General features: G+C 56.3%; 8 protein-coding genes. 2 read left to right on the top strand and 6 right to left on the bottom strand.

Annotated elements, in window-relative coordinates; all coding sequences use genetic code 11:
• Positions 1–5 precede the first annotated feature (5 nt).
• From AAAC48_RS12260 to cpaB, 4 genes are read right to left on the bottom strand one after another with little or no spacing between them, the layout of a single operon-like run.
• Entirely contained in the window at positions 6–1,289 is a 1,284-nt protein-coding gene (locus AAAC48_RS12260) for a CpaE family protein (protein WP_340654436.1), read from the bottom strand.
• A gap of 42 nt (positions 1,290–1,331) precedes the next feature.
• Complete coding sequence (locus AAAC48_RS12265) at positions 1,332–2,015, bottom strand: CpaD family pilus assembly lipoprotein (protein ID WP_340654437.1); 684 nt, start codon at positions 2,013–2,015, stop codon at positions 1,332–1,334.
• A gap of 14 nt (positions 2,016–2,029) precedes the next feature.
• A complete protein-coding gene (locus AAAC48_RS12270) occupies positions 2,030–3,598 on the bottom strand; it encodes a type II and III secretion system protein family protein (RefSeq protein ID WP_340654438.1) in 1,569 nt (522 codons plus the stop codon).
• A 21-nt stretch (positions 3,599–3,619) separates the two neighbouring features.
• Positions 3,620–4,420, bottom strand: coding sequence for a Flp pilus assembly protein CpaB (gene cpaB, locus AAAC48_RS12275; protein WP_340654439.1), 801 nt, complete (start codon positions 4,418–4,420; stop codon positions 3,620–3,622).
• A 250-nt stretch (positions 4,421–4,670) separates the two neighbouring features.
• Between cpaB and AAAC48_RS12280 the strand changes: the two genes are divergently transcribed.
• Entirely contained in the window at positions 4,671–5,369 is a 699-nt protein-coding gene (locus AAAC48_RS12280) for a phosphatase PAP2 family protein (protein ID WP_340654440.1), read from the top strand.
• A gap of 38 nt (positions 5,370–5,407) precedes the next feature.
• Here AAAC48_RS12280 and AAAC48_RS12285 read toward each other — a convergent pair whose 3' ends face one another.
• Both AAAC48_RS12285 and AAAC48_RS12290 read right to left on the bottom strand, forming a co-directional pair.
• Positions 5,408–5,932: a prepilin peptidase gene (locus tag AAAC48_RS12285; RefSeq protein WP_340654441.1), complete on the bottom strand. Its 525-nt coding sequence runs from the start codon at positions 5,930–5,932 to the stop codon at positions 5,408–5,410.
• A 2-nt stretch (positions 5,933–5,934) separates the two neighbouring features.
• Positions 5,935–6,135, bottom strand: a complete 201-nt coding sequence (locus AAAC48_RS12290) for a Flp family type IVb pilin (protein WP_340654442.1) — start codon at positions 6,133–6,135, stop codon at positions 5,935–5,937.
• A 290-nt stretch (positions 6,136–6,425) separates the two neighbouring features.
• Here AAAC48_RS12290 and AAAC48_RS12295 point away from each other — a divergent pair.
• On the top strand, positions 6,426–6,643 hold a 218-nt coding region (locus AAAC48_RS12295), incomplete at its 3' end, for a pilus assembly protein N-terminal domain-containing protein (RefSeq protein ID WP_340654445.1).

The raw sequence follows: 6,643 nt of genomic DNA on the forward strand, positions 1-6,643 counted from the left end.
CCTCATCATTTCTTGCGCTTCAGCTTGGACAACACAGCCGAGAGCCCCGGTTTCTTCCTGGCCTTAAGCGTTACCCGGCCGGTCAGAACATGCGCCATCTCGTTGACGGTCTGCACGATCGGATTGGCAGCATCCGTTTCCGCCAGCATCCGGCCGTTGTTTGCTGCGTTGCCGAACAGCGCCGGCTCAAAGGGTATCGTCGCTGTCGGCAGGATTCCGAGCGGACTGCAAAAATCGAGCGGCGCTATTTCCGGACGCTTTGGTACACCGACCTGGTTGAGAACGAGCCGTGGCGGGGCATCATTCGGGCGCAGTTGTTTCAGCGTATCAAGCAGGTTCTTGGTATTGCGAAGATTTGCCAGTTCCGGCGATGCCACAATCACCACCTCATCGGCTCTGGCCAATGTCGTGCGAGTCCAGCCATTCCATGAATGCGGCACGTCGAGAATGACATGAGGGACAGTTCGCTGCGCAACGTCAATCAGGTGAGCAAAGGAATCGTCGCGGAAATCGAAGACCCGATCGAGCGTCGACGGCGCTGCGAGAAGTGACAGGTTCTCGGCGCATTGCGCGAGCAGCCGGTCCAGATAGACATCGTCGATGCGCTCGGGAGAAAAGACGGCTTCCGCAATTCCCTGCGCCGGATCCTGGTCGAAATTGATGTTTGCGGTGCCGTAAGGAAGGTCCATATCGGCAATGACCACCTCACTCTTGAAGAGGGAGGAGATCGCCCAGGCGACGTTATGGGCAATGGTGGACGCTCCGACACCCCCTTTTGCACCGATAAATGCGATGGAATTGCCGAGTGGCTTTGCCTCGGGATCCACGAACAGGCCAGCGATTACGCCAATGATCTCCGGCAAGTCGATCGGGGCGACCATATATTCGGAGATACCGTTACGGATCAGCTCTCGATAGAGCCAGACGTCATTGAAATGGCCAATGATGACGACCTTCGTGCTCGGATCACATACCTCGGACAGGGCGGCAAGGCTTTGCAGCATGTCGCGCGGCGCAGCGGATGTTTCGAGCAGAATGAGATTGGGTGTTGGCACGGTCTGAAAGAGCTCAACCGCACGCCCCACGCCGCCCATATGGACCTGGGTATGGGTCTTGGCCATGCGGCGGTCTTCGCTGGCCCGAGTGAGCTGCTTGGCGACCGTGTCAGTCTCGCAGAATGCCTGGATCGAGATGCGAGGAACTGGCCGATAGGCATGTAGGCCCACCCCGGCGGCTCGCTCGCCGCCGTCCCCGGACTGATATTCTGGTTCAAAGGCCAATTGACTCATTTTAGCTTTCCGCTTTTTCGGAGAAAGTTGTCGGTCACCGTTTTAGTATTCGACTTCCTGCGCCCCCAGCGGGTGCGGGGTCTCTGCCGGGACACCTCTGTAGTCGTCAATGACAATGCCGCGCCGTTCCGCATCAATCGTCGTCTGTGCCCTCGGTCCGAGCAAGTCGGCCGGATTGGCCACCTGAGCAGCCAGATTATTCTGGCTGGCACAGCCGAAATTGGCGTAGTGCCTATTGTCCGCCGTATCGAGCAAATCCTTCGGCCACTGACCACAGGGACCGGTCGATGCCGCCATCGCCGAATAGGACAAACGTATGGGAGCCGATTCATCGGCACCGGCCTGATAGCGTTCGCTGGAGATATTGAATTGCTTCACACCGCCCTTGCGAAGGACGGCCACGATGTCACCGCGCAACCGCGCAGCCGCATGTTCGTTTGGCGAGCCGGCCGGCAGCAATATGTGAATAACACCGGAACCGTTGGCGTGATAATTGGCAATCGCGTTCTGCACGATGCTGCGCTGGGTGATGGACAATTTATTGTCCGCATGGCCCACCGGGATATCGGAAACCTGTTCCTTTTCCGAAATGACGATCGGATGATTGGTCCGATAGTCGTCGGGGATGCTGCCCGTCATTTCGCGCTGAGCGCAACCGGCAAGCAGGGCAACTGCCAGCAGGGCGAGGACCGGCTTCATGCGGATGGATATATTTCTTTCTGACATGACCGGTTCCTTGCTCATTTGTATATGTAGCCAATTGTGCCTTCGTAGCGCCCCGCCGGCAGGCTTGCTTCGTTTGTGCCGTAGACGCGATTGACCTTGCCGAGGAAGATGCCAGCGGCATCACTGGCCGGGTTGAGATTGTCGTCAGGACGGGCGAGCGCCGTGCGGGCAACCGGACGAACAAGATATGGCGTGATGATGATGACGAGTTCACTCTCGTTGCGGACGAACTCGCGGCTGCGGAACAATGTACCGAGGACCGGAATCTTCGACAAACCTGGAAATCCGGAGAGCGCCTGGCGGGTCTCATCCCGTATGAGACCGGCGATCATCATTGAACCGCCGGAAGGCAACTCGACATTCGTGTCAGCAAGCCGTTTGCGTAGAGAAATGATACTGGTGGACGGTTTGTCGATACCTGCACTCACCTCCACAGGTGATTCCAATGTCGGCTCCGATACAGAGGTGCGCACTCTCAAGCTGATGCGTCCCGGCGACAACACTACTGGCAAAAATTCGAGGCCGATACCGTATTCGATGACCTTGTGAGTCAGTACACTCCGTTCTGTGCCGTCTTTTCGCTCTTCTACATTCTGTCCATCGATTAGATTGTATTCGCCGCCTACCCTGAATGTGGCCTTTTCGCCTGAAACAGCCGTCAGCGTCGGCTCGGCAAGCGTTTTCATGACCCCCGCGAGCTCCATTGCGTTCAAGTAGGAAGCAATGCTTGTACTGCCAATCTTGCCAGCAAGAGTAGCTCCAGAACCGGAAAGACCGGCACCGACAAGTGACGCCAGATTCTGGGAGACAGCCTGATAGCTGATGCCATCGGAGGTACCCTGCGCGATCAGATTAACACCCAGCTGCTTCATCACTGAGCGGCTGACTTCCGCCACGGTGACCTTGAGCGTGACCTGATCCTCGCCGATGATCTGGATCAGGTTGACGATCTTGCTCTTCTGGCGCACTTCGTCCGGATCGCTGATGGCGACATCCGAGCCGCCACCACCATTGCTGCCGCCCTGCCCAGACGCCGTCAGCGCATATTGTCCTGTGGTCGCTTCACCGCCCGTGACCAGCAATGTTGCAAGATCGCTTGCCCGCTTGGCATCGAGTGGCGTCTGAACCGTCCCCGTCAGGATCACGTTGTCGTTCATGAGTTCGACTTTGATGTCCGAATCCGGAATGTATTTCTTCAAGCTGCCTTCGAGCCCTGCAACGTCGCGCTCGATCACGAGATCGAAGCTTGCAAGCTGTTCGCCCTTCGGTCCGAAGACAAAGATATTGGTTTGCCCGACCTGCTTGCCGAACAGATAGATACGGCGCGCTGTACGCGTGACGGCATCGGCAACGGTGGGATTGGCAACGAGGATGTCGTAAGCGTCGGCGGGGAGGTCGACAACGAGCGACTTGTTCAATCCGAGATTGATCCGCTTACCAGCGCCCTGCCCCTGATTGAGCTTGACGACATTGCTTTCGGCAATAGCCGTGCTTTGCACCGGCAAAGCTGCAAGACCGCAGCCAAGGACGACCGCAGCAGCCTTCCAGGAACGGGATAAGCGTTGACCGCAAATGTCCCTCATGACCAACGACCCGAACCCCATTTATTTGCGCCCCAAAATTTCGGTGACTTCACCCGATTTGATCAGTTTGACATTGCCGGCCCGGCCGGGCGAATTGACAAGATATTCGGCGCCGGGCCCTGTTACCTCCTGCGCATCCTGCAAGGAGCGCAAGACGAGCGTCATGCGGCTCGCCATCTGCTGCGCCACTGCCAGGATCTCGGCCTGTTCCGGGGTAAGCTCTAGCGTTGCGGTAGACCCGACCTTGGTTTTTTGCCCCGTCTCGTCTTCCTGGATTGTCTGGTCGATCGCCAGCACCCGGATGTTGCGAAGGATGGTTTCGGTCGCATATCGCTTCGGCGTCCCCTGCTCCATCTCGCGGATCATGATGACGTCGACGAAATCGTCAGGCAGGATGAAACCGCCCGCTGCGGTATCGGCGGCAATCTGCGTCGCCACTGCCCGCATTCCGGCCGGCAGTTGCGCCGACATGAAGCTCTGGCCTTTGCCAATAAGTTTTGCCTCGCGGATCGGCTCACCCGGGAAAATCTGCAGGCGAACCGTCGAACCCTTCAACTCTTCTTCTGCGTTTGGCCGGTCTGAACGCTTGATGTAACCATCAGCCAGCGCATCAACGGGCCAGGGCTGCCAGCGCATCTGACCCTGAACTTCAGCGCCAACGCCGAGGTTTTCGGTGGCGACCAGGATATCCTGCAACTTGATCTGCGGTTCCTGAGGGGCAGCGACAACGGTCACGTCCGGCTTCATATGCGTGGCGATATAGCCAGCAGCGCCCGCGGCAGCGACCGCAACGGTCAAAATGACAAGCCGTGCTTTTTGCATCAATGCACCCCAATAGACTTTCGTCTAAGATTACCCACGGTTGCACATTGACTTGTTAATCGTGTAATTAAGGTTAACGCATTGCTTAAAAGTATGATTAACGCGCCTTAATCATTAGACTTTTTACCTATTTCAATTTCTCTCTGACAAATTCACATTCGCTGCCCCTCACAATCGCGTCTTGTCACAAGCGTGACATCGTAGCGGATCAGGATCGATCGCCAAAGATCATCCCAATGAGGGTTACTCCATGCGCACTTTTATTAGCCTGCTCGCGGCAATTGCTTTGACGGGTCTTACCGCCAGCTATGCTGACGAGATCAAGCCCTTCGCCGATGCCAAGGAAATTGATCTAGTGACCATCTTACCGCCTCCACCGCCCAATGACTCCGCCCAGACGAAGGCGGAAATCGGTGAAGTCCTGACTTTGCAGGTGACACGCACCCCTGAGATGGTTGCACGCGCACAGGCCGACGCAGAAGAAAATGTCTGGCGTTTTGCCGATGTGATGGGACCAAACTTTACCAAGGAGAAATTGCCGAAACTTGCAGCCTTCTTCGACAGGATCGTGGAGACAGAGGGTGCGGTGGTTGATCCGGCCAAGGATGTCTTCAAACGGCCCCGCCCGCATCAGTTGAGTGATCTGGTCAAGCCGGCGGTAAAAATGTCCAACTCTGGTGCTTGGCCGTCCGGGCACACAACTGTGGGCACATTAATGGGCATCGTGTTGTCAGATATGGTGCCCGAGAAGAAGGCAGAGATCATGGCTCGCGCCTGGGAGTACGGCAATAATCGCATCGTTGGCGGCATTCATTTGCGTTCGGATGTTGAGATGGGCAGGATTTCCGGGAGCGTCATTGCCGCCATCATCATGAAACATGATGATTTCAAGGCAGAATACGAACCCGCAAAGGCGGAACTTCGGGCAGCGCTCGGACTTTCCTCCTGACGGGCCAAGAACGCACCCGGCGGCGGGGTCATGCAATCTTAAAGGTGAGCCAGACGGTCCACGACCCACTGGCACATCGGCGATGCCGGGAAGGTCAGCAGGCCAGCAAGTCCGAGGGCGATGCCATAGGGTACGCCTTCGTCTTTTCTCGCGAGTCGCTGCATGAACTCAAAATGGTTGGTAAAGACGACCGCGGAATGTGAGTTGCGATAGGTGAGGATCGCAACTGTCAACAGACCGCCGAGCAGCGACATCGTCAACAAATACTCTGCCAAACCGAGATTCCACCCCAGCCATATGGCCGTGGCGGACATGAGCTTCGCGTCACCGCCGCCCATTGTCCCCAGCGCAAACAGCGCAAATGTAACGCCAAGCACCGCTGCTCCCGCGACAAAATGCATGCCGTAGAGATCCCACGGCATACCCGTCAGCGGCGCGAGGATGGCGAAGGATACGATGAGTATGAGTGAAACCCGGTTCTGGATGGTCATGGACAGCAAGTCCGAAACCCCTGCAAAGGCCATGGCAAATGGGAAGATAATGAGTATGGCGGCTTCGATCATGATTATCGTTTCGACACTTCCGTTACCTTGTCTGCGACACCATCGAACAACGACTTCACGGACGTGCCGAGCATTCCGACGCCAACAATGATTGTGAGACTGATAAGCGAGGCAATCAGCGTATATTCGATTGCGGTCGCGCCTGCCCTGTTGTGCATGAAGCCGGCGAAGACGTCGAGGATCGCATTTACAGTGCGTTTCATGCCAAATTCCTCGCTTGTCCCGCTGTGTCTGGCAGGAACGCTAGTGGCGGCAAATTTCGTTCGGCTTAAGAAACAGCGTTACGAAATAGTAAATCAGGCACGATCCAAAATAGAGGTATCGAAAAGGTAAAGAACGCTATTAGAATTTGTGACAATTTCTATCATTCCATTGGCAACGAAGCACGGTGCTCGCTTCAGATATTATACTTAACAATAAGTTCGCCGATTTAAGCCTTCCTTCACCAATCCAAGCCATGGTTGATCACGCGATTCTTTCGAAGGGCTCTTCCATGGTTTGCAGCAGAAGCTATGTCATCCGTTCTTTTGGATTGGCAGCCACAATTGCCGTGGCCGCCATCCTGCCGGCGGTTCCGGCAGCGTATGCTGATAACGGTATCCACGTGGTGATGAATCAGGCGCGAATTCTGAAACTTGCGCGCCCTGCTGACACGGTTGTCGTCGGAGACCCTGCGATCGCCGACGCAGTGGTCAAAGATGCGCGCACCGT

This window comes from Phyllobacterium sp. (assembly GCF_037994405.1).
Classification (GTDB): Bacteria; Pseudomonadota; Alphaproteobacteria; order Rhizobiales; family Rhizobiaceae; genus Phyllobacterium.

Excerpts from the sequence above, each read along its gene's own strand:
- AAAC48_RS12260 (WP_340654436.1), bottom strand. The coding sequence starts at position 1,289 with ATGAGTCAATTGGCCTTTGAACCAGAATATCAGTCCGGGGACGGCGGC.
- AAAC48_RS12265 (WP_340654437.1), bottom strand. The coding sequence starts at position 2,015 with ATGTCAGAAAGAAATATATCCATCCGCATGAAGCCGGTCCTCGCCCTG.
- AAAC48_RS12270 (WP_340654438.1), bottom strand. The coding sequence starts at position 3,598 with ATGAGGGACATTTGCGGTCAACGCTTATCCCGTTCCTGGAAGGCTGCT.
- cpaB (WP_340654439.1), bottom strand. The coding sequence starts at position 4,420 with ATGCAAAAAGCACGGCTTGTCATTTTGACCGTTGCGGTCGCTGCCGCG.
- AAAC48_RS12280 (WP_340654440.1), top strand. The coding sequence starts at position 4,671 with ATGCGCACTTTTATTAGCCTGCTCGCGGCAATTGCTTTGACGGGTCTT.
- AAAC48_RS12285 (WP_340654441.1), bottom strand. The coding sequence starts at position 5,932 with ATGATCGAAGCCGCCATACTCATTATCTTCCCATTTGCCATGGCCTTT.
- AAAC48_RS12290 (WP_340654442.1), bottom strand. The coding sequence starts at position 6,135 with ATGAAACGCACTGTAAATGCGATCCTCGACGTCTTCGCCGGCTTCATG.